At 40.1% G+C, this 21650-nt stretch carries 21 protein-coding genes; 16 read left to right on the top strand and 5 right to left on the bottom strand.

What is annotated here, in order from left to right; genetic code table 11:
- Positions 1-6 precede the first annotated feature (6 nt).
- The 9 genes from DI060_RS17175 (at position 7) to DI060_RS17135 (ending at position 7832) form a co-directional block, all read left to right on the top strand.
- On the top strand, positions 7-702 hold the full coding sequence (locus DI060_RS17175) for a hypothetical protein (RefSeq protein ID WP_135355091.1): 696 nt from the start codon (positions 7-9) through the stop codon (positions 700-702).
- Complete coding sequence (locus DI060_RS17170) at positions 699-1565, top strand: hypothetical protein (protein WP_108978232.1); 867 nt, start codon at positions 699-701, stop codon at positions 1563-1565. The genes DI060_RS17175 and DI060_RS17170 overlap by 4 nt, the downstream gene beginning before the upstream one ends.
- Complete coding sequence (gene pyrF, locus DI060_RS17165) at positions 1562-2392, top strand: orotidine-5'-phosphate decarboxylase (RefSeq protein WP_108978231.1); 831 nt, start codon at positions 1562-1564, stop codon at positions 2390-2392. Before DI060_RS17170 ends, pyrF begins: the two co-directional genes overlap by 4 nt.
- A gap of 17 nt (positions 2393-2409) precedes the next feature.
- Complete coding sequence (locus DI060_RS17160) at positions 2410-3678, top strand: NAD(P)/FAD-dependent oxidoreductase (protein ID WP_108978230.1); 1269 nt, start codon at positions 2410-2412, stop codon at positions 3676-3678.
- The gene (locus tag DI060_RS17155) at positions 3675-4484 is read left to right on the top strand and encodes a DUF1365 domain-containing protein (RefSeq protein WP_244594484.1); all 810 of its coding nucleotides are present in this window, start codon (positions 3675-3677) and stop codon (positions 4482-4484) included. Before DI060_RS17160 ends, DI060_RS17155 begins: the two co-directional genes overlap by 4 nt.
- A gap of 97 nt (positions 4485-4581) precedes the next feature.
- Positions 4582-5766, top strand: coding sequence for a class I SAM-dependent methyltransferase (locus tag DI060_RS17150; protein WP_209452079.1), 1185 nt, complete (start codon positions 4582-4584; stop codon positions 5764-5766).
- Between the two features lie 52 nt (positions 5767-5818).
- Positions 5819-6265 carry an SRPBCC family protein gene (locus DI060_RS17145; RefSeq protein WP_108978228.1) on the top strand — a complete coding sequence of 149 codons (447 nt, stop codon included), beginning with the start codon at positions 5819-5821 and terminating at the stop codon, positions 6263-6265.
- A 59-nt stretch (positions 6266-6324) separates the two neighbouring features.
- The gene (locus tag DI060_RS17140) at positions 6325-6687 is read left to right on the top strand and encodes a PLU-1-like domain protein (protein ID WP_108978227.1); all 363 of its coding nucleotides are present in this window, start codon (positions 6325-6327) and stop codon (positions 6685-6687) included.
- A 116-nt stretch (positions 6688-6803) separates the two neighbouring features.
- Positions 6804-7832 (top strand): DUF1574 domain-containing protein, encoded by a 1029-nt coding sequence (locus DI060_RS17135; RefSeq protein WP_244594483.1) that lies wholly within the window; start codon positions 6804-6806, stop codon positions 7830-7832.
- On the opposite strand, the gene DI060_RS17130 is transcribed toward DI060_RS17135, so the two are convergent.
- Positions 7756-9330, bottom strand: coding sequence for a peptidase MA family protein (locus tag DI060_RS17130; protein WP_108978225.1), 1575 nt, complete (start codon positions 9328-9330; stop codon positions 7756-7758). The genes DI060_RS17135 and DI060_RS17130 overlap by 77 nt on opposite strands.
- On the opposite strand from DI060_RS17130, the gene DI060_RS17125 reads away from it, so the two are divergent.
- The 6 genes from DI060_RS17125 to DI060_RS17100 all read left to right on the top strand — a co-directional run bounded on the left by DI060_RS17125 (position 9312) and on the right by DI060_RS17100 (position 15994).
- On the top strand, positions 9312-9992 hold the full coding sequence (locus DI060_RS17125) for a hypothetical protein (RefSeq protein ID WP_108978224.1): 681 nt from the start codon (positions 9312-9314) through the stop codon (positions 9990-9992). The genes DI060_RS17130 and DI060_RS17125 overlap by 19 nt on opposite strands.
- A gap of 33 nt (positions 9993-10025) precedes the next feature.
- On the top strand, positions 10026-11498 hold the full coding sequence (locus DI060_RS17120; protein ID WP_108978223.1) for a glycosyltransferase family 2 protein: 1473 nt from the start codon (positions 10026-10028) through the stop codon (positions 11496-11498).
- Positions 11491-12531 (top strand): NAD-dependent epimerase/dehydratase family protein, encoded by a 1041-nt coding sequence (locus DI060_RS17115; RefSeq protein ID WP_108978222.1) that lies wholly within the window; start codon positions 11491-11493, stop codon positions 12529-12531. Before DI060_RS17120 ends, DI060_RS17115 begins: the two co-directional genes overlap by 8 nt.
- On the top strand, positions 12532-13248 hold the full coding sequence (locus DI060_RS17110) for a glycosyltransferase family 2 protein (protein ID WP_108978221.1): 717 nt from the start codon (positions 12532-12534) through the stop codon (positions 13246-13248).
- A gap of 62 nt (positions 13249-13310) precedes the next feature.
- Positions 13311-14771: a hypothetical protein gene (locus DI060_RS17105; RefSeq protein ID WP_135355090.1), complete on the top strand. Its 1461-nt coding sequence runs from the start codon at positions 13311-13313 to the stop codon at positions 14769-14771.
- Positions 14768-15994 carry an AZOBR_p60025 family cell surface glycopolymer formation protein gene (locus DI060_RS17100; protein WP_108978219.1) on the top strand — a complete coding sequence of 409 codons (1227 nt, stop codon included), beginning with the start codon at positions 14768-14770 and terminating at the stop codon, positions 15992-15994. Before DI060_RS17105 ends, DI060_RS17100 begins: the two co-directional genes overlap by 4 nt.
- On the opposite strand, the gene DI060_RS17095 is transcribed toward DI060_RS17100, so the two are convergent.
- Together DI060_RS17095 and DI060_RS17090 are read right to left on the bottom strand one after the other, a co-directional pair.
- Positions 15991-17475 (bottom strand): PDZ domain-containing protein, encoded by a 1485-nt coding sequence (locus DI060_RS17095; protein WP_108978218.1) that lies wholly within the window; start codon positions 17473-17475, stop codon positions 15991-15993. The genes DI060_RS17100 and DI060_RS17095 overlap by 4 nt on opposite strands.
- A 1-nt stretch (position 17476) precedes the next feature.
- Positions 17477-18973 (bottom strand): S1C family serine protease, encoded by a 1497-nt coding sequence (locus tag DI060_RS17090; protein ID WP_439956944.1) that lies wholly within the window; start codon positions 18971-18973, stop codon positions 17477-17479.
- A gap of 91 nt (positions 18974-19064) precedes the next feature.
- Between DI060_RS17090 and DI060_RS17085 the strand changes: the two genes are divergently transcribed.
- A complete protein-coding gene (locus DI060_RS17085) occupies positions 19065-20105 on the top strand; it encodes an ATP-binding protein (RefSeq protein WP_108978217.1) in 1041 nt (346 codons plus the stop codon).
- A 3-nt stretch (positions 20106-20108) separates the two neighbouring features.
- Here DI060_RS17085 and DI060_RS17080 read toward each other — a convergent pair whose 3' ends face one another.
- Both DI060_RS17080 and htpX read right to left on the bottom strand, forming a co-directional pair.
- A complete protein-coding gene (locus tag DI060_RS17080) occupies positions 20109-20642 on the bottom strand; it encodes an adenine phosphoribosyltransferase (RefSeq protein WP_108978216.1) in 534 nt (177 codons plus the stop codon).
- Between the two features lie 87 nt (positions 20643-20729).
- Positions 20730-21623 carry a protease HtpX gene (htpX, locus tag DI060_RS17075; RefSeq protein WP_108978215.1) on the bottom strand — a complete coding sequence of 298 codons (894 nt, stop codon included), beginning with the start codon at positions 21621-21623 and terminating at the stop codon, positions 20730-20732.
- Positions 21624-21650: the final 27 nt, after the last annotated feature.

Genomic DNA, 21650 nt, shown 5'->3' with positions numbered 1-21650 from the left:
TCAAGAATGAGGTTCAACATCCTTTTTGTTTTATTGGTGATTTCATGCTCTACTTCACTTCGGGTTTATCGACCTTTTCCCAATGAAACTCCTTACGAATTGGTGCAACCAAAACCAAACGTAAAAATTTCTGTGCCAGATGTGAAAGGGATGGCAGACTACGATCCATATCTCTTTCGATTTCCTAATATCCAATGGCTAGGCATTGCGTATCGACTCGAAAATGAGTATGGCAGCCTCGAGTATCTCATCAAAAAAGAGATCTCAATCCGTCCAGAACGCTACCCGGATCTAATGAAACAGGGCGGTTCCATCCAAATCACCAAATTCCAACTAGCAAGTAAGGACTTTTGTACAAACAATCAAATAACTATAGAAATGCAGGCAAATGTGCAGATTGGGAGAGCTGGTCAGGAGGCGTTCCAATATATAGACCAATTAGAGACCTATGTAACAGATTGTTTCCATTTAGCAATGGGGATACCGATCCTTCCCTTGGTTTGGTATGGCTCTTATGTGGGGTTTCGCGGAAACCGAGAGGACCAATTGAACCAAGTAGGTAGAAATGCGATTGAGGCCTTCTTTCGTTTTTTAGAAAAGAAGAGTGGCTACCAAGAAGTCAATCTTCCCGCCAAGGCTAAGGCAATTCCTATGGAACAGCCAGCCGACCCAAAATTAAAACCAATAATGGAGGAGTTGTGAAACCTAAGTTCCAATACCTAGCCCTCCTCAGTCTACTCTTCCTGAATAGCTTCTGTTACTCCATCGAACGGCGGTACAACTACGGCAATCCATATTCTCCAGCACCTGCATTTTCCGAGAATGATCCGCAATTTGAAGAAGGTGAGCCGGTCTGGATAGTTGATAAGCTTGGGCACTATGTATTTTCTTTGCCCTCAAAGGTAATACTCTTAAATTGGTCCATGGAAAATCACAATCTCTCTGAGGAAACTAAGAACCACTTAAAAAATTATATCAGAGAAAATAATCTTAGAGATGTTAAAGTAAGGTTCAACCAATATGCCCCACTTTCGGAATGGAGACGTCTCGGAAAGAATGAAAATGTAAATGTATTTGCACGGTATACATTAGGATCACTTAGTTTGTTGGCCTATACTTTTTTACCAGAGAGGCTGTTGGCTGGACTCATAGGTGGGGATCATTACAATCCATTTACAAATACCATAAATGTATACTCTGACTCTGCCGCTGTTTTGATTCATGAAGGAGGGCACGCAAAAGACTTCGCCCAGAGGGAAAACAAAACAACCTATGCCCTGATACGTGCTATCCCAATTGTCGGAGCACTCTACCAAGAAGCTCGGGCAACAGATGATACCTTGAACTACTTTGCAGAGAAAAATGACAAAAAGAAATTAGAGGAGTCCTATGATATTTTGAGCCCTGCCTATGGGACCTATGTCGGTGGATCGATTGGAGATGTGATTGTGGCGCCTGCCACTGCATTGGCAGTCATTCCCGGCCATATCTATGGTAGATATAAAAAAAGATCGATTGATTCGCAATTGAGCCAAAGGAAAATAAGGCTCAACGAATCCAAATGAATCCTTCCTTTTATCAGAAATTTATCCAAAGAAGGGATAAACTCAATTCACTTCTCTGTATAGGATTAGACCCCGAATGGGAAAAATTGCCCCATTCCTCTCTACAATCGGAATCCCCTTTGGTTCATTTCTCAGAATCCATCATCCGAAATACACATACTTCAGCAGTGGCTTGGAAGCCCAACATCGCATTCTTTGAACGGTTTGGTGCTCAAGGTTATTTTTCATTTGAGCGGATGATTCAGATATTGAAAGATACAGATGATTCCATTCCGATCGTCGTCGATGCAAAGCGCGGTGATCTCGCCAATACCTCTAAAGAATATGCAAAGTATTTTTTCCAAACCCTAAAAGCAGATGCCCTAACCGTGAATGCCTATATGGGTCGAGATACTTTACTTCCGTATCTAGATGCAGGAGGATTTATCTTTATACTTTGCCTTACTTCAAATCCCTCCTCTCTCGATTTACAAAAATTAAAGATCAGTGAAAGGGATTCCTTTTTATACGAAGCAGTTTCAGATTTTGCCGCTGATCTAGAGAGAGAATTTCCAAAACAAGTTGGGATCGTAATGGGCGGAACACATAGCTCCGAAATTCAGAACATTCGAAACCGCCACCCCCATTTGGTATTTTTAGTTCCTGGCTATGGAGCACAAGGAGCTAGCCTCAAAGAGATATACAGAGCAGGTGGGGATCTATGTCTGATCAACTCATCACGTGGGATCACTCTTCTGAGTCGGGAATCAGATTTTGGTTCCCTGGCTGGAAAAAAAGCAAAAGAAATCCAGAGTGAGTTTACGGAACTGAGAAGCACTTCCGTCTAAAACCAAAAGGAGTTTCCGTGAAGGAACGTTTAGCAATCATTGGAACTGGGATTTCAGGTCTCGGTGCCGCCTATTTTTTACAAAAAGACTTTGATCTCACAATTTTTGAAAAAGAAAATTACATCGGTGGTCACACCAACACATTAGATGTGGAAGAAGAGGGCACTTTAATCCCCATTGATACTGGGTTTATCGTTTTTAATCATGTTACATATCCGAATCTAGTACGCTTATTTAATACCTTGCAAGTCCCAACAAAAAAGTCGGACATGTCGTTCAGCGTACAATATACTCCGAAAAATTTAGAATTCTGTGGTTCTGGATTGAACGGTTTGTTCACACAAAGAAAAAACTTGATGAACTTACGTTATATCAAGATGCTTTTGCAAATCAATCAATTTAACTTAAGTGCGCCTAAGATCTTAGATGATCCCATGTATGATGATTGGGATTTGGGAAGATACATGGAAAAAGAAGGATTTGGTGAGGATATTTTACACCAGTACCTAGTTCCTATGAGCTCCGCAGTTTGGTCAACACCTCCAGATCTTATGCTAAAATTCCCTGCAAAAACTTTGATACGATTTTTTTATAACCACGGCTTTTTGGGCCTGAATACTCAGCACCAATGGTGGACGGTTGATGGCGGCTCGAAAGAATATGTTAAGAGAATTACAGAGGGCTTTAAAGACAAGATACAACTGAACTCTCCCGTAAAACAAGTGATACGTGAGAATGGCAAAGTTAAGATTGTTTTATCAAATGGTAGTTCACATATTTTTGATAAAGTTGTGATGGCAACACATGGCCATCATTCCGCTAAACTTCTCCAAAATCCAACTGCATTGGAGACAAAGCTATTGCCCCTCTTTGAATACCAGAAAAACATAGCGACGCTCCACACAGACGAATCAGATATGCCAAAGAAAAAAATGGCATGGTCGAGTTGGAATTATAAAATTTGGAAAGACGCGAATGGGAAATTACATCCCTACACAATTTATTGGATGAATCGTCTCCAAAATGTTTCAAAAAAGAAAAACTATTTTGTATCGATCAATGACCCTGGTCGTATCAGACGAGAGCATATCATCCGGGAAATCGAATACGAACACCCTCTCTTTTCAGTGGCCTCTTCGCAGGCGCAAAGAGAGCTACCAAAACTAAATGAAGGGGGACCTATCTTTTATGCTGGTGCATACTTTCGGTATGGTTTTCATGAAGATGGTTTTCTATCTGCCGTGCAGGTCGCCCAAGCGATTCTAAAGCGAGACCCTTGGACATGAACTCCTCTATCTACAATGCCTGGGTGAGCCATACAAGAACAGCTCCAAAACGAAATCACTTTCGCTACCGCATTGGAACCTTTCTGCTTGATCTCGATGAATTGGAACATCTGAACAAACAGTATCTTTTGTTTGGTTACAATTCCTTCTCTATTTTTTCGTTTTGGGACAAAGACCACATTCGCTATGGCACCGGCCCTCTAATCGATCAAATTAGAAACTTTCTAAAAGATAGCGGTTATACGGAGCCTATCCAAAAAATCTATTTGAACACAAACCTTCGCGTACTAGGTTATGTCTTTAATCCCGTGAGTTTTTATTTTTGTTTAGGGAATGATGGTAAATTGGTATACGCAATCGCAGAGGTAGGAAATACTTTTGGAGAGATCAAACCTTATATCGGAACGTTGAACCAAAATAGCCGCGGAACCATGGCTGATCCGGATGTCTATTTACGAGTCCAAAAGAATTTCTATGTATCTCCTTTCATTGCTCTCGATTCTGAATTTGAGTTTCGACTCAACTTACCAAATGAAACACTGCAGATCGCTGTCAATTCATGGGAGAATGCTGAGCGAATCTTGACAACAGCCTTTGTTGGTGAAAAAAAATCATTTTGTAATCAGAACTTACTGTTTCTTTTTTGCCGATATCCGTTCGTAACCGTCCAAATAATAGCGCTGATACACTGGCAGGCCATTAAGTTATGGTTCATGCGCTTGCCTTATATCAAGAAACAAGAAAATAAAGATAAACAGACAGGAGTTCCCCTTGGAGAAGTTAGTCAACCAGTCACTCGCGCCTAGCACGCTAGAACCAGAAGTCCTAAAGGACTTTGAGTCAGCACGAGTAGGACAGAGTTCTTCATTCTTTCAATCCATTTTCTTCAAAGCCCTTGGTCGCATGAAACGAGGTTCCATTCGTTTTCTTCTTCCAAATGGGGATCAAGTTTTGTTAGGTGATCCAAATTCTGCTTATGAGCAAAAGTTCCATTCTGCTCTTGTTCAAGTGAAAGACCCGAAGTTTTTCCAAAGATCTGTTTTACATGGAGACATTGGTTTTTCAGAAGCTTACCTTCTAGGTGAATGGGAAACAGACTCCATAGAAAATGTCATTGCTTGGTTTATCTTGAATGTGGATGATTCTCCCAATATTTCTGGAACAAAAAAGAAATTATTTCATTTAGACCTATTCAATTTGGGGAACAAATTCCTTCATTTTCTTAGAAAAAATACCCTTCGCGGAAGTAAGAAAAACATCGTCGAGCATTACGATCTAGGCAATGATTTCTACAAACTTTTTCTTGATCCAACGATGACCTATAGTTCTGCCTACTTTGATTCCAAAAACCAGACTCTCGAAGAGGCTCAGCATGAAAAGGTTCGTCGACTCTGTGAAAAATTGCAATTGTCTCCGAAAGACCATCTTCTGGAGATAGGAAGTGGTTGGGGATTTTTGTCTCGGTATGCAGCAAAAAATTATGGATGTCGAGTTACAACCGTTACGCTTTCGCATGAACAGTTTGAATATGCATCGCGCAAACTGAAAGAAGAAGGATTAGAAAGTCTGATTGAGATTCGCATCCAAGACTACCGCGATATCCAAGGCAGTTTCGATAAAATTGTATCTGTGGAAATGTTAGAGGCGGTAGGTGATGCCTACTACGAAACATTTTTCCAAAAGTGTCAGGAAGTATTGAAGCCAGATGGTTTGATGGCCTTCCAAGTGATTACCTGTCCAGATGTACGGTTCCAATCTTTTAAAAAAGGAATCGATTTTATTCAGAAACACATTTTCCCGGGATCTCTTTTGCCATCGATAGGCAGGATGAACCAAGCAATCAACAGAACGGGCGATATGTTCTTATATCATTTGGAAGATTTTGGAACGAGTTACGCGAAGACTTTACGTCTCTGGTTGAAGGCATTTGAAGAGCATTTACCTGAAGTCCGTAGCCAAGGATATAGTGAAACCTTTATACGTAAGTGGCGGTACTATTTGGCTTACTGTGCGGCGGCATTCCAAATGCGAAACATCAGTGTCGTGCAAATGGTCTATACAAGGCCGAACAATCTAGGTCTTGAATAACTGCAATAAAAACAGATTGCCAAAGTTCTAATACTGGTTGATCTTCAGTCCCATGAGAGAAACCAGATCTGAATTTGAATTCGATGAGCCAGTGGAAAGGCTTTGGCAAGCTACCACAGTTTATGAAGTGCTTGTGCACTGGCTTGCAGATGAGGTGAGAGGCCGACCAAAAGTGGGCGGCGAATTCTCTTGGACTTGGCATTTAGGGATCGAAGGGAACTTCACTACAAAAGGTACTTACAAAAAGATTGAACCTGGTCATGAACTTGTGATGGAATGGAAAGACCATCCTGCAGGTGATATCTACTTACAACTGATATTCGATAGCCTTGGTCAAAAAAAATCCAAACTAACGATTGTAAACGGTGGTTTCCCTAGCTCTGATGCATTTAACCACTGGTTAGATGGCATTCGGGAGGGTTGGGAACACCAAGTTGTCACACTCAGAAAATTCTTAGCTGAAAACCCTGACTTCTCAAAATTTTTAAAATCTCCTTGAATTCCTGCCCTCTTTTAAAACCCTGGTAAATATAGGGTGTTCAGAGAGGAGGGTTTATCATGGAATTTCCAGAACTGGAAACCTACTTCCAAAAGCTAACGGATATTACAGACCGTATCGCAATGATGAATAATCATTTTGATGCGACTCCTGATGCCGACATTCCCCGGTTAGTTGAGTTTTTTGAGGATATTCAAAAGCATTCTTGGGAGAATGCGGAACGTGAATATTATGAGTTATTTACTAGTTACTTTACTTTCCATGTAAAAACTGTGGAAGAAATCATCCAAGAAGCTAGGGAAATCTTAAATCCAGAAAACCGGGATCATGTAAAGAAGCTTGTCCAACACGTGAAGTTGGCAGACGATTGGTTCATAGGTTTGAAGAAACGCAGAAAGGTCTTGAGGACACAGGTCGCTTAAAATCTCATTAAAACTCTCTAGCAAAACTAGAGAGTTTTTCCCCCATTTGCTTTACTTTTCTTTGCTCTCTCTTATCTTTTATCCAAATGAAGAACCGTAGGTTTTTACTTTACCCTTTGTATCTGCTTTTATTTCTTTTTGGCATTGATTCCATCTTTCGGATTCCTTATGTCCAATTGCTCACAAAGTTAGATCTTACACCTATCAATTATAAAGCCAAAAGTGATCTTCTTGACCAATTGATTGAAACACAAACATCTCGCGGGAAAGGTAACAAAAAACTGATGATCATTCTTGGATCATCAAGGCTTCTTTATTTTGATGCAGACGACCTAAGAGCATTTTATCCAGATTGGGAAATATACAATTTATCCTCGGCTGTAACAACACCTGCCTATTATGATTACAATTTGTACAGACTTTTGGAAGCAAACATAAAACCTGATTTAGTACTTTTAGAAACAGATCCAAATCAGTTTAACCAAAACTCTATTTTTAAAATTTCCAACTTAACTTTTAGTTTCGATTTACCTTATGTGTTAAAAAATCTTGATTTATTTGGAAAGGAACATCTCTCATTTTTTTTGGGCCGCCGCTTATTTGCGATCGGAACTTACAAACCGTACCTAGACCAGATTTGGAGAAATTCTCAAAATGAAAACCTGGCTGGGTTTTTGGACATGAGAGATAAAACTTACCAACACTTGCTTTCGAAGAATGGACATGGTCTTTCTCCGATTGATCACTATACAGAAAAAGATTCCAATGTGCTCGAACTCACAAGCCATCGTACCTTAGATTGGTTATTTTCTTCTTACCAACCAAGCAAAATGCAATTTGGATTTTTTACTCAATTGATGGAAAGACTGAAAGAGGCTAAGGTTCGAACCATCATTATCTGGCCAAGCTCTTCTCGCAATTTTGAAATGTTAATGGAAAAACAGAGGATTGTGGAAGAGTGGGAAAAAAATGTGGACACAATCGCAACAGAGTATGGATCTCCTGTTTTAAAACTGAAACAGGATCCAAATTACTCCTGCAGTGCTTTTGCAGATGGAGGTCACATTGCTAAGGAGTGTTATCACTCTTTGATGAGGGCTGTTCTATTAGAATACTTTCGTCGTTATGAATCTTCTCGTCTATAAAAACCGTTCCACACATAGGAGAACTATGGCCAAGGGGATTTGGATTCTCAAATACACTTTTGTACTTATCCCGTGGGCTTGGCTCTTCTGCTTTCGCAAATCCTCTAACTGAGGTTAGAGGTGATGTACTGGAATAAGCCCCCCAAATCACTGTCGATCGAGATGCGGAACTAGTCGCATTCTTGACCAGACCGATATTCTCAAATTTATTTGTGAGATCTGCCAAGTTTACGTCAGAAGCAATGTTGAAGGCAGATCCCGTTCTAAGGGATAAATTCCCAGAAACAGTCACAAGCGGGTTGTTTACCAGATACGAGAGGTTAGATTCAAAAGGATAAGCAGCATAGGCTGTGGATAAGTCAATGGTGTTGATGGTCGTTAGGTCTTGAGCAATGCGGTTGACTTGTGAGTAGGCATTGGTTCCCGAAGATTGGCCAAAGAACAATACCATAGTCCTAAAAAATGCTTCTGGATTTGTACTCCCGAGTAGGCTTGTTTGGTACCGGCTTGTTTCCCGAAAGAGCGCCATGAGTTGGCTTGCATTGTTTGCTCGTATGCCCGAACTCGTTCCTTGCACTGAACGCCGGAAAAATGCATTCCGTTCACTTTCCGTTGTTCCTGAGAGATCATAGAGATACCTCATATATGCATAGGCCATGGAGTATTGTTTAAGAACTGTGGTCGAAGAAGAGCTGGATAACCAAGTCAGTAGCGAGATTCCATTGGCTCCATTGGGGCATCGTGAGCTATCTCTCCCACTAAAACATTCAAGTCTATAAGATTGTGGCCCAAATCCAGCAATATCGCTTGCAACTTCACTTGTGCCTTCATTGATCCAAGTATCATCAAGCGTTTGGCTCTGTTGCATGAAGGGATAGCGTATCAGATGTTGGAACTCATGTGCCGCCGTAGAAGCTAAAGCAGTAGGATCGCGGCTCAGGCTTGCCACTAGTTCTTTCCCATCTAAGTAGAGAATCTCACCGAAATTGGAGCGAAGTGGTAAAGCAATTCCATCGGCAAATTGATTGACGGGATCAAAGAATCCAGCCACATAAGCACCGTTTGGCGTACTCCCATCTCGTATATCAAGAATTAGAATGATAACTTTGCCATTATTATCCAAATCGGAAGGATTGCCAAAGGCATTCGTGATTTTAGGATAGGTTTGGTCATTGAACTGTTTTGCAAAGGCTTCCAAATCAATCGGAACATTCAATCCTCGCTCTTTGTACAACAGTACTTTATCTTGAATGCTAATCAGATCTACCGGGACACAATAAGATCCTTGTGTTTGTATGTTTCGAGCCCAAAGATCATTCCCAGTATCACAATTCCCTAGACTTGCTAAAAATAGTCCTGCTAACAATGGATCTGAAGCTAGTGAGTTTTTTTCTTTGTCTTGCGAAAGTAAACTAAGGACCGAACAAGCGTTTAGAAAAGAGAATGCAATGAATAAGAAGGCATAAAAGATGTAGAAAAATGGGCGAGAAAAATTCACAGCATACCTGGCGCTTAGGCTATATCCTTTTTGTGACCTCATTGCTGTTCGCATACCCAAAAACGATCCTTGCCAAACCTAAGTTGGGCTTATTTCTTTCCGATCAATTGCCCCTTTCTCGTGGCTTTCTCTACCTTGGACTTGAAATCCAGGAGGAGTCCGAAAAAAAAAATTTCCTGGCCCAAGAACTTAGGTACCACCCTGAATTGGGTTGGGAGGAGCTCATCTATGCAGGGAATTGGAAAGAGGAGAGTGGTACGCTCTATTTGAACCCAAATTCCTGTCAGGTGCGTGCCTCCAAAAGCTTTGGGGAAAAGAAAGGCCTCCTCAGGAGGTTCGACTGCCAACACCTTATGCTTTCCCTGAGTCTGGCTGATAGCGGATTTATTCTCTCGACTAATTTGAGCCTTGGCCTTGAGCAAGTGCCTTTGCCACACTACTTACCAGAGCTTGCAGGAGAGCCAGTGGCACTTTCCTTTCCCCTCCCAGACAATCAAGAGATGGGTATCTGGGGCTTCCATTTGACTGGAATCGGGAAAAAAGACCCAGTGCAGGTCTGGAGCCAAAAAGGGAAGCGATGGGCTCCTTTTCGTGGCTTTCTGGAATCTCCGAGTGCAGATGGAGCCATTTTCTATCGATGGAGGAGAACCTTTTCTGATTGACCGTTCACCGAAAAGTCCGCACCTTCCATTTACGTGAAAAAAATAAGAATTGGCGTCATAGCAGCCGCGGGAAAAGGAACGCGCGCATACCCTAGGACGAGTTTCATCCCCAAACCACTCTTTGTCATCGAAGGAAAGACGATTCTGCATCGAAATGTGGAGTTACTTTGTAAAACCTTTGGCGTAGAGAAGGTATACATCCTTGTTGGGCACCTAAAAGAACAAATCTTAGCTGAAATTGAAAATATTCGCCTTTCACTGCCCAAAGTAGTCATAGAAGCGGCGCCTTGGACTGAAAAAGGCCTTGCATCCGACATTGCTAGCTTGGAATCCCAGATACGCGAACCGTTTATGACCATCCTTGGCGATGAATATTATTTTAAAACAGACCATGATCAATTCCTAAAAACAATCCGCACCTATCCAAAGTTATCTGCTTCGATAGGGATTGTCAAAACATCCCTGCTCTCCAGAATCAGAAAAAATTATTCAGTAGAGCTATCTGGAGATAAGATTGTTGATTTAGTTGAAAAACCAGAAGATCCACCCAATCAGTTGTTAGGTCTTGGATCCTATCTCTTTACGCCTGAATATTTTGAATTCTTCAAAAAAACCCCTCCTGCACCAAAATCAGGCGTTGTCGAAATCACACATGTAATAGATAAGATGGCAAAAGAATCGAACGGTGGAGTATTTGCAACCAGACTAAGTTGCGAATACTTTAACATCAATTCTATGCAAGATTACTACCATGCGGTATATGAAGTACGTAATGAACTGTTCCCTAAGTTTAAATGTTCGCTTGTTATCCCTACTAACAATAATGAGAGATCTATTACAGATGTAATCGTAGACTTCAAAGCCAAATTCCATGAAATTGTCGTTGTAGATAATGAATCCACCGATGAAACAATTGCCCTTTGCAAAAAAGAAAAAGTAAAAGTCATTTCTTTCCCTGGTGATGGTGACCCTTCAAGACTAGGCGAACAAGTAAGAAAGGGCATAGAGTATGCATCTGGCGATATTATTGTTGTGGTAGCTCCAGATGGTTCTTTTCGTTCAAAAGATTATCCAAAGCTACTTGAATATATGAAAGACTCCGATATGGTGATTGGCACGAGAACAACTCGACAGATGATAGAGCAGGGCTCTAATTTAGGTCCCATGTATCGACTGGTAAATCTTTTGTTAGGCAAAATTGTTGAGGTTTTTTGGTGGGGTCAGGAACCGAGATTTACGGATGCCGATTGTCATTTTTTTTCTATTTGGAGAGAATCCTACAACCAAGTTAGGAGTCAGCTTACAGCAGTAGATCATAAATATGTAGTTGAGTTAATGATCGAAATGATCAGAAGTCATATGCGTTGCATTGAAATCCCGGTGTCATATTTTAAGCCTGTAAACCCTCTTACATACAGCACAAAATCAATGTTAAGCGATGCTATAGGCGTTTTGAAATTAATTTTTACCAAAAAGTTTATATTAGGAGAAAGTCAAGATGACTAAAAGAGTATTGGTAACAGGTGGTTGCGGATTTTTAGGTTCCCATGTGTGCGAACTTTTCCGTAAAGAAGGTTGGGATGTAATCAGTTTTGATAGCATGACGAAGTATGAGTTGAAAAGAACTGGTTATGGCACGGAAGCAACTCGTGATTATAATTGGGATTATCTGAAAGGTTTGGGTGTCACTATGGTGAAAGGTGATATCCGAAACTTGGAACATCTTACAGATCGAACAGAAGGATGTGATTACTTAATCCATACGGCAGCCCAACCGGCAATGACGATTTCATGGGAAGACCCCGAGTTGGACTTTTCTACCAATGTCCTCGGGACATTTAATGTTTTGGAAGTTGCAAGAAAGAGAAAGATCCCTGTTGTAAATACTTCCTCCATACACGTTTATGGTAACTCAATCAATGACTCGCTCAAAGAAGGCAAAACTTCTTATGAAAGAGATCCTATTGAAATTCCTGAAACGCAACCTACTATGGTGGGTCAACTCTCTCCTTTACATGCATCTAAGATGAGTGCCGAACATTATGTTCGTTCATATACTGATATGTATGGTATCAAAGGAGCTTCTTTTCGCTTTACTGGAATCTATGGCGAACGTCAATTTGGTGGAGAAGACCATGGATGGGTAGCAAACTTTGCGATACGATCTTATTTTGGTTTACCACTTCGTATTTTTGGAACGGGAAAACAAACTCGCGATATCATACATGCCGCTGATGGTGCTCAGGCTTATTTAGCTTATTTTAAAAATCCGATTCCTGGTGTGTACAACATTGGAGGTTCCAAAGAGCATAAAATTTCACTTTTGGAATGCATCGAGTTGATAGGTGAAATTTTAGGTAAGAAGCAAGAGGTTCTTTTTGAAGTAGAAAGACCTGGAGATATGCGATATTTCATTTGTGATATCAAGGAAGCGAGAAAATTCGGATTTGCTCCGTCTATAAAACCAAAAGAAGGTGTGACACGATTGTTGAAATGGATCGAAGCAAACAAAGATGTATTCAACATAGATGGAAAATAAATGAAGACTTTGGTCCTTATTCCCGCATACAACGAAGAATCGACAATCGAACAAGTAGTACGCGGTGCGATTCAGTATGCGGATGTTTCGGTTACAGATGATGCTTCTAAAGATGCAACACCTGAGATTTTAAAAAATCTCCAGTCTGAATTTCCAAATCGTTTGTTTGTGATTCGTCATGAGAAAAACACCCATATCCCTGGTGGCATCCAAGATGGAATGAAATTAGCAGTCGAAAAAAATTATGACTGGGTCATCACTATGGATGCAGGAATGTCGCATGACCCTGATCGTTTGCCTGATTTTATCCAACACGAATTTTGCGATCTTTTGATTGGAAGCCGAAGCGAAACCGTAAACGTTCCCTTGTATCGAAAGTGTATCTCTTTTTTGGCGGCTCGAGTGATGAACTATTGCCTTTCGAAGGGTATCTTGGATCTCTTTGGTCCAGGGATCAAGGACTGCACCTCTGGTTATCGAAGGTATTCGAAAGAGTATGTGAAAAAAATCGCAAGTTACCCTCTGGAATCGATCGCGTTTGATTTCCATATGGAAGCATTGAGTATCGTCTCATTGGGTGGTGGTTCCATCAAAGAACTGCCCATCAAATATGTATTTTCGAATAGTTCTTTCAATCGAAAAGTTTTGAAATTAGCGACTGATTTTGCAAAGAAACTGCTGTTAAGAAAATTACATCTGCTTCCTAAATATCCGTGATCTCTAGACATCTAAATATAAAGGTTAAATTTCTATTCATCCTTTTTAGTTTAGCAGGCAGTTTGTGGGCACTCGATCATGTCATTTTCGACTATTTATTTTTTAAATTTCCAAATGAAATGGAATGGGACTCCTCTCATTGGTATAATTTTTTAAGTTTAAGAAAAAAACTAGAGAGAGAAGGAGAGAGCGAAAAAGTTCTATTTGCAGGTAGCTCAGTTTCTCTCTATTCAATATTGCCTGAAAAGCTCTTCCAAGACCAAACATACAAAGGCCAATATTACTCACACGTTGCTATGGCTCCTACAGATTTGTACTATTATAGAGAGCACATTTCTGAATTAAAACCTAAAGCTGTCGTATATATAGTTAATTTTGCTGACTTACAATGGGAATACGTTGAGGTCAAGGACGGAAAGACCAACTTCAATGAAAAGCTTTGGACGAGCGAATTTTCGGATCGGATTCCAGCAAAAAACATCTATCCATTTGCATTTTTGAAGGACCATTACCAAAATTTAACAAAAAAACAGACTCTTAGTTTGCTTGGGAAATCCTTACTGAATGTAAATCGCGTCAGAGCATTTTTTTTTGACCCAATAGAAGTTTGGTTTGAAAACCATTTTAGAAGTGGCCGTAGTTACCATCGTTACGCGGGCGAAAAACCTAGCCAAGATATTTGGGCAGCGGGCTGGATCAAAGAGGAAGCAACGATGACTTGCACCTTGGATAGAGAGGTAGATGACTATATATTTTCCGCAAAGGACCAGGCTACCATACATTTGGAAATTTGGGGAAAAAATAAGAGTGTTAGCCCCATTTTTCAGACAGAGATTTCTTTTAAGAAAAAAGGATGGCACAAGTTCCCATGGGAAAAGTTTCCAAAGATTAGCCAAGAGTTTCGTCTTCATCTCAAAATGAAATCCGATTTAATCACAGCAAAGGAAGCAAATATCTATCATTATGGCAAAGATTTTTATGTAGGTATTCGTTTATCACATTTCTTTTGTAAGGCGCCAAATTTCACAAATAAATCTTACATTCGAGAGTCTTTTTTTGATGAAATTCGTTTTAATACAATGAGTGACCAGGCATACGAAGAAGATTATCGTTTGCGAATATTACAATCTACAGAGAAAAGACCTGAATTACGTCGTTTAAATACAATAAGAGATAAAAAATCCCAGATTTCAAATTTGGAATTTGTGAGTTGGTTGGAATCAGACAGAATTTTACAATTAAGTGAACATTTTCAAAAAATGCATATACCCTTTATCGTCATTTTGAGTCCTGAAAATCCGATAGAATCGCAGTTGTATATAAAAGGAAAATGGTTTGCCGGCTTTAGAAATTATCTAAGTTCTCAACTAGAGAAAAATGGGCATTATTTATGGGATCTAACGGAAGTTTTGCCATACCCACAGCTCTTTTTTGACCCACACCATCTAACTTATAATGGTGCCTTGGAATTTACAAAGATAATGGAACCCAAGTTAATCGAGATTTTAGGAGAGAAACGATGATTCACAGATTTTTCAAACCACTCAACCAACTCCTTCTTTTTTTAGATCGTCGTATCTTAATTTTGACCTTTGCTTACGTTTCTCTCATTTTTATCGTAAGTCTCAGTTATTGGAAAAGATACCAGTGGAATCCTTCATCCATGGTAAATTTTGGTAGAGAATTCGTACTCCAAAATGAAGAAGAAACTCCCAAAAATTCTATCGTCTTTCTCGGTGAGGAAGGCGATTTAGGTGCAGGGTATGACGGACAAATATTCTATTTTTTTTCCAGGTCGCTCACCAATGTAAGTTTTGAATGGCCCAAAGGTTTTGATGAGTCCTACCGTGCCCCGAGGATTGGTTACCCATTTCTTATCTCACTTTTCGGATTTCTGGGGAAATGGGGGAGTATCTTCGGGATGTATTTCTGGAATCTTTTCCTTTGGATCCTTTCTTTCTTCGCCTTGCGTAAACTTCTGCCGGAGGACCTTCGTCATTACTCGATCTTTTATTTATTCAATCCATTTGCTTTGGGTAGCTATTATGTGCTGGTGAGCGACTCAGTTATGGTTTCGCTAGTCATCCTTGCTTACTATTGTTTTTTGAACCATAAACCTTTAGCTTTTGTGCTGTTATCCTCCCTTGCTATCTTAACAAAAGAGCCAGCTTTGTTTTTTCTTTTTCCACTAGGATTGAGTGTTTTAATCAACCGCGAGTGGAAAAAAGTTTTTCTCGTTGGATCAACGTTGCTAATTCCTATACTATGGCATTCCTATCTATCATATCGATTTCCAAATTGGCGTGCATCGCGTCTAACTGATTTTATTCTACCGTTTGAGGGAATGATCTCCTACACAGAAACGATTTTCTATTCAATGAACCAAAGTGTGATCCAATGGAAGGAAATTGCGAGATTGTTCTCACGTTTCCCATTAGTCCTGTTATTTTTTTTAGGGACGATTTCTGCTTTTACTGGGAAACTAAAAAAAGGATGGGAGTTCAGAATTGGCCTGCTTTTCACTATGTTTATGGTCGCAACAGCAGGCTATTATCATTTTTGGTCTGTTTATGAAAACGTCTCTCGCATGTTTACTATCTCCGTTCCAATTTTTCTCTTTCTCATCGCAAGAGACCGAGAGGTAAAGTATAAAGAGTATTTTATTTTACTCGCAATCGTCTTATTTCTCTTTTTGCTTAAGGCAATTTTTATTTCAAAGACCTTAAGCTACCAAATATGGAACTAGTCTTGGTAAGTATTGGGTATTTTAAATATTTTTTGACTCTCAAGATTTAATGTTTCCATTTCTTTTTTGGTAAATACCACTTCTGTACCATTGGTAAATTCTAGATGGAACAGGTTTGATTCTGGAGCTTGCATAATTTCCCGAAGCTCTCGTAGAGTTTTTACTCTTTGTTTATTGACTGTCTTGAGTACTAATTGGTACAAACTATGGTAGGATTGGTTCCCAGTCAAGGGCAGTACTTGAGACAAGATGATGACATTTCCCAGAGAAAGATCTCTTTGGATCGAATGAAAATCATTTAGGTAAAGTAACTCTTTGCTGACCCTAGCTCTCCATTGGTTTCCAAATTCCATCAGATAGTGCTCAGATAATTCTGTAAAAACGATTCCACCAATCAGAGCGAAGCTAGGTTTTCTCCCTCTCGTATTCCCATAGGGAATTCTGATCGCGGTTTCTTCAAAGGGTTTAAGCTCTAAATCAAATTCCATTAACTTTCGATTACGTAGTATCTTGATTGGGATTTTATAATTTAATTTCTTCTGGTTGGGATCCATCGCATGGATTAGAAAGGATAGCCAAACTTTCCCAAACTTTGGATGTTCAATGAAACCCTTAGGATCTACTTTGAAACCCGCAACTTCTAATAAGACATCTTCGATCTGCAAAGAAAGAGCTGGGTTTTGAAACAAAGAGGGATAGACTTCCGCAATGAGGACCCCTTGGTCATCTTTTTTGATACCATAATAGTCACGGCTTGCTTTGTCTTGCAAAGCACGGAATCGAAATCCTTTAAAAGGAATGCAGCTACCTTCTTTTTTGCATTCAATGAATTGGTTGATGCTGAGTCCTGGGATGAGTTTCCCTGAGTTTTGAGAACTTTTGAAGGAGTAGAGCAAACCAATAGCTAAGCGAGAAGATTCTTCAACAATGAGTTCTCCGATGCCTTCTAACTTTTCATCGGATTGGATTTCAAGGTAAGGAAGTTCAATATAACCATTCGCATATGAATCAACTTCTAATTTTACATTACGAATGCGTCTCTCAGCTAGATTTCTATATTCTTTATACTCAATTACTAAGCCTGTACTAGGGATATAAATATCGTTGGTAAACTGTATAGACTGTAACCCATTTTTAAAATCTGGATCATCCACTTTTAAGAGTGCTAGTCCCAAATCGTGGTCGATTTTCACTATAGTTCCAACATACGATTTTAGGCTTCCATGTTTATTGATTTCAATGTTTGTCGCATAATAGATAGGATGGCTTAGAGTGAGTATTTGGCCATCACCGATGTGAATTCCATAGAACCTGCGATTTTCTGGAGTTTTATAACGCCAAGGCTGAAGGAAATTGGGTGCTTGGGTTGTGGATCGGATTTGAACAACCGAGTTATCATCTTTGACAACTGATGTAGGTTTTGCGAATAAAAAATAAGGAAGGAAAATGATTAAGAAAATATAAGAAGATATAGTTTTCAATTTATTTTGGCTCCAGGTGGTAAAGACGATTGATCTCTATTTGTGCATTTCTGGCTTCTTCTCTATGTAGGATCAGTGGTATGTTAATATCTTTAAAATGAATCAGAATAAACTTTGAGTTTCCTTTTGATATCTGTTCCTTGAAGTGATTGAGATTTTTAATTTTTACATCGTTTACTTTTTCAACGATCATGTTCAAAAAATATTCCGATGAGGAGTTCATTGGATGCGCTAATTTTCGGTAAAAAATTATTTCCTCTTCTGAATCATCGCTAAGCTCCAATCGTTTGTGGAAACGATATAAGAACTGTGAGCCTCCTTGGGTTTGGTTCATTTTTGACCATGATTCCAAAAGATCCCTGTTTAAGGGTTGAAAGATAAGCCCCGCGAAAGAGAAGTAAGGATATTCATAATCATATCTGGAACGCAAAGTATCTAAAGCTTCGAGTTTTTTCGCAGGGAACTGAACTTTCTTTCGGATTCCTTTTCTGATGATTCCAAATTCAATAGTTTCTCCTTCATATTTCGCATCAATCAGTTCGGTAAATTCTATCGTAGAATCCCCGTTAAATTCCACAGTTCCATTGTTGGCAATGGGAAAACCGTCAATGGAATCAATCAAATCACCTTTCTCTAAAAACCCAAAGGCGGAACCTCCCTTTAACACATTGCTAACGAGAACACCTTGCACATCTTTTGGAATGTCTAGAAAGGATCTATGTGATTCGGATATTACAGTTTGGTAGTGAATTCCTATTTCCACATAACCATCATAATCTCCGTCTTCTATATCTTTTAAGAAGTGTTTGATGACATTGGTAGGGATGATATAACCAATATTTTCGCCTTTCGTAGATGCTTGGAAGGCAACTCCGACAACTTTTCCAAATTGAATTGCTGGTCCTCCTGAATTCCCAGGATTGATTGCTGCATCAACTTGCGCCACAAGATGGCTGTCGATCTGAGAATGTGCATACGCTGATTGTTCAATTCTAGATATGATACCTCTGCTAATGGAGATTTTACTTCCTCCAATCGGATAGCCTATGATATCAACTGGGCTACCGAGTTCTGGAATATCACCTAATTCGAGGTAATTGCTATTGGAATAAAAATCACCGGAAACTGCCTCTAATACGGCAAGGTCACAATCGTGTGCGACAAATTTTGTTTTTAATTGGTACCATTCTGTTTGGTTATTTCTTTGGCCTTCGATGTACTTTGCATTGGAAACAACGTGAGCATTGGTTAATATTCTGTTTCCTTCAATTAAGAAACCAGTCCCGGTCGAGGAGCTTACCCCACCAGAAAGCCAGGGGGAGTAAGCATCTTTTCCTTGGGAGTAAACTTTGATTTGAATGACTGATCGTTTGATCCTCTCCAATTCCTGGTTTTGTGGTTTAGGCGATTCAGGGATTTCCGCAAAAACAATGGAGGAAAGGAAAATAGTGCTGGAAATGAGAGATCGAAACAGAATGCTTTTGACTTGGAGCTTCATGAGTGCCTTTGAGTTATCAGTTACTAGTTTGACTGCCTTTTTGTCCGCTATAGCAGGGATTGTCTCTTTTAGCAAAAATCCTCGCACGCCAATGAAAGTCAGTTTCACGGCGATGGCAGCCTTTATTTGTATAGGGAACTTTGGTCTCATCCTAGATACTAGTTTTTTTCATTCTTATCTACTAGAAAACCCTCACACTGCTCCTACAATCCTTGTTTGTTTCAATTTTAGTCTTTTGTTGTTTGGCCTTCAATTCCCAACGTATTTTCGTACCTATCCAATTCTTGCGATCTGTGTTTCTTTACTGTTCGGCGCAGGTTCAACTTTACTTTTGATTGATTGGGCATTATCCAATGATATGAATCCCATAGCCAATCAAATTCTACTGATGTATTTCTATCCTGGTTTTTACTCTCTTTCTTATTTTTTGTTGCTAATCGTTGTCTCTATCAAGTTGAGCCATAGTTTTCCGGCGATCAGTCGTTTTGTCTCGACGACATATCTATGTGTATCTCTTGCCTTTTTATCTACAACTATCTTGACCATCTATACGAATTGGATTCCACTCACTAAGAAGTATTATTTACACTTTTTGTTATTCAATGATTTGGGTTTTATCTTTTGTTTTGTAGCATTTTTGTTTCATTATTCATTTTCTAGAGATTACTTAACTCATCCTTTTTCCTTCTTATTTGAGAGGCAGAAAAGAATCTTTGAGGCAGTAAGTGACGTCAGCAAAGATGGATCAAAAAGGTTGAAAGAAAAATTATGGGATTTGTACCAGAGAAAGAATTGGAAATCCTTTATGGACTCATTTTGGTTCCAAATCCTTGTAGATGAGACCTTGGACAATGCGCTTGAACATGGCGGGAAACGAGGTGATGATACGATCACAGTGCACGTGTTTGAATCTAGACGATACATTGATTTTTTTGTGATCGACAGAGGCAAAGGATTTAATCCTCGTTTGGTTCCAAATCCTCTGGAAGCAGACAGAAAGAAGGTGCCTTCAGGACGAGGACTTCATATCTTACGTAAGGTCTTTATTGTTAGATGGAACTTTTTAGGCAATGAGATCAATATAAGGATAGATAAAGAGAAAGGGGGAGAATGGAGCATCCCCCCTCAGTAAATATCAGTGCCCTTCAAAGGCACAAATAGAGTATACATTAATGCCGTATTTTTCTTGGATGCGTTTTGCGCCACCAAGATCAGGTAGGTCAATGATCGTCGCACATTCCAACACTTTGCCTTGTAACTTCTGGACGAGTTGGATAGATGCTTCTAAGGTTCCACCAGTTGCCACAAGGTCGTCCATGATCAAAACAGTTTCACCTGCTTGGATCGAGTCTACGTGGATTTCTACCTGGTCTTCTCCGTATTCGAGTGCGTAGGTTTGTGAGATCGTCTTCCCAGGTAATTTGCCCTTTTTGCGCACCGGTACAAAGCCAACTCCCAATTGGAATGCCAAGGCCGCCCCTGCAATGAACCCTCTTGCATCAATGGCAGCAATCTTTTGGATTTTTTTGTCTTGGTAACGTTCAACAAACATGCCTATTGTTAGGCGAAAGCCTTCTGGATCGATCAAAAGAGAGGTAATGTCACGAAACATGATACCAGGTTTCGGATAATCAGGAATGGTTCTGATCTTGGATTTCACTATGGACATAGTGAAGTGATAAATTGAGGCAGTTCTCTGACAATAAAAAAAGGCCGGCGTTTCGCCGACCTTTTCTTTCAAGAATGGAGGAATGAATTAGCGCAAAGATTTGAGTGCTAAAATCCTCTCTTCCAACGGTGGGTGCGTAGAAAAGAGAGCAAGAACGCCTCCGCCCTTTTTGGAGCTGATCTTCAAGGAAGCCAATGCGGCTCCTCTTTCATCCTCAGGTTCATCCACCAGCTTACGAAGGCTGTTGAGGGCTGCAATCATGGCATCCTTACCAGCGAGTTTGGCACCACCAGCATCCGCCCGGAATTCTCTTTGGCGGGAAAAGTATGCCACAACCATCGAGCCAAGAATTGAAAAGACAATATCCAGAACAATTGTCACAGCAAAACGAACAATGTGCGCCATTTCTTCTTTTACAGCCTGGGAAGCGAGCATCGCGATGATTCTGGAAAAGAAGAGAGCAAAAGAGTTCACAATGCCCTGGATTAAGGTCATGGTAACCATATCCCCATTGGCAACGTGTGACAACTCATGTGCTAGAACACCGTCAAGTTCGTATTGGTCCATCCGATTGAGTAAACCCGTGGAAACAGCAACAAGTGCGCTTGATTTGCTAGGTCCAGTTGCGAAGGCATTTACTTCGGGAGAGTCATAGATACCAACTTCTGGCATAGGGAGATGCGCTCTTTGCGCAAGGGATTGAACCCTTCGGTAAATTTCCATCTCAAGCGAAGATGCATTCTTCGGATCGATCGTCTTTACCCCCATGGTCCATTTTGCCATGTATTTAGAGAGGAAAAGGGAGACAAGGGAACCCGCCATACCCCACATGAGGCAGAATACGATCAACTGAGTTAGATTCACACCAAAGGCATGGATGCTAAAACCGAAGTATGCGAGGATGTTTGTCGCAATGGAGATGGTAACCATCACCAAAATGTTTGTTAGTAGGAAAAAACCGATACGTTTGATCCAAGTCATAGAAACTAAGTTCTCCTTATAGGTGAA

Source organism: Leptospira ryugenii, assembly GCF_003114855.1.
Lineage (GTDB): Bacteria > Spirochaetota > Leptospiria > Leptospirales > Leptospiraceae > Leptospira_A > Leptospira_A ryugenii.
Note: the sequence above shows the minus strand (reverse complement) of the source record. Positions and strands in the feature narration are given on the sequence as shown.

Bases quoted from the DNA above. Each gene is read 5' to 3' on its own strand.
- DI060_RS17175 (WP_135355091.1), top strand. From the start codon at position 7: ATGAGGTTCAACATCCTTTTTGTTTTATTGGTGATTTCATGCTCTACT.
- pyrF (WP_108978231.1), top strand. From the start codon at position 1,562: ATGAATCCTTCCTTTTATCAGAAATTTATCCAAAGAAGGGATAAACTC.
- DI060_RS17155 (WP_244594484.1), top strand. From the start codon at position 3,675: ATGAACTCCTCTATCTACAATGCCTGGGTGAGCCATACAAGAACAGCT.
- DI060_RS17150 (WP_209452079.1), top strand. From the start codon at position 4,582: ATGAAACGAGGTTCCATTCGTTTTCTTCTTCCAAATGGGGATCAAGTT.
- DI060_RS17145 (WP_108978228.1), top strand. From the start codon at position 5,819: ATGAGAGAAACCAGATCTGAATTTGAATTCGATGAGCCAGTGGAAAGG.
- DI060_RS17140 (WP_108978227.1), top strand. From the start codon at position 6,325: ATGGAATTTCCAGAACTGGAAACCTACTTCCAAAAGCTAACGGATATT.
- DI060_RS17125 (WP_108978224.1), top strand. From the start codon at position 9,312: ATGGGCGAGAAAAATTCACAGCATACCTGGCGCTTAGGCTATATCCTT.
- DI060_RS17115 (WP_108978222.1), top strand. From the start codon at position 11,491: ATGACTAAAAGAGTATTGGTAACAGGTGGTTGCGGATTTTTAGGTTCC.
- DI060_RS17110 (WP_108978221.1), top strand. From the start codon at position 12,532: ATGAAGACTTTGGTCCTTATTCCCGCATACAACGAAGAATCGACAATC.
- DI060_RS17100 (WP_108978219.1), top strand. From the start codon at position 14,768: ATGATTCACAGATTTTTCAAACCACTCAACCAACTCCTTCTTTTTTTA.
- DI060_RS17090 (WP_439956944.1), bottom strand. From the start codon at position 18,973: ATGAAGCTCCAAGTCAAAAGCATTCTGTTTCGATCTCTCATTTCCAGC.
- DI060_RS17085 (WP_108978217.1), top strand. From the start codon at position 19,065: ATGAAAGTCAGTTTCACGGCGATGGCAGCCTTTATTTGTATAGGGAAC.
- DI060_RS17080 (WP_108978216.1), bottom strand. From the start codon at position 20,642: ATGTCCATAGTGAAATCCAAGATCAGAACCATTCCTGATTATCCGAAA.
- htpX (WP_108978215.1), bottom strand. From the start codon at position 21,623: ATGACTTGGATCAAACGTATCGGTTTTTTCCTACTAACAAACATTTTG.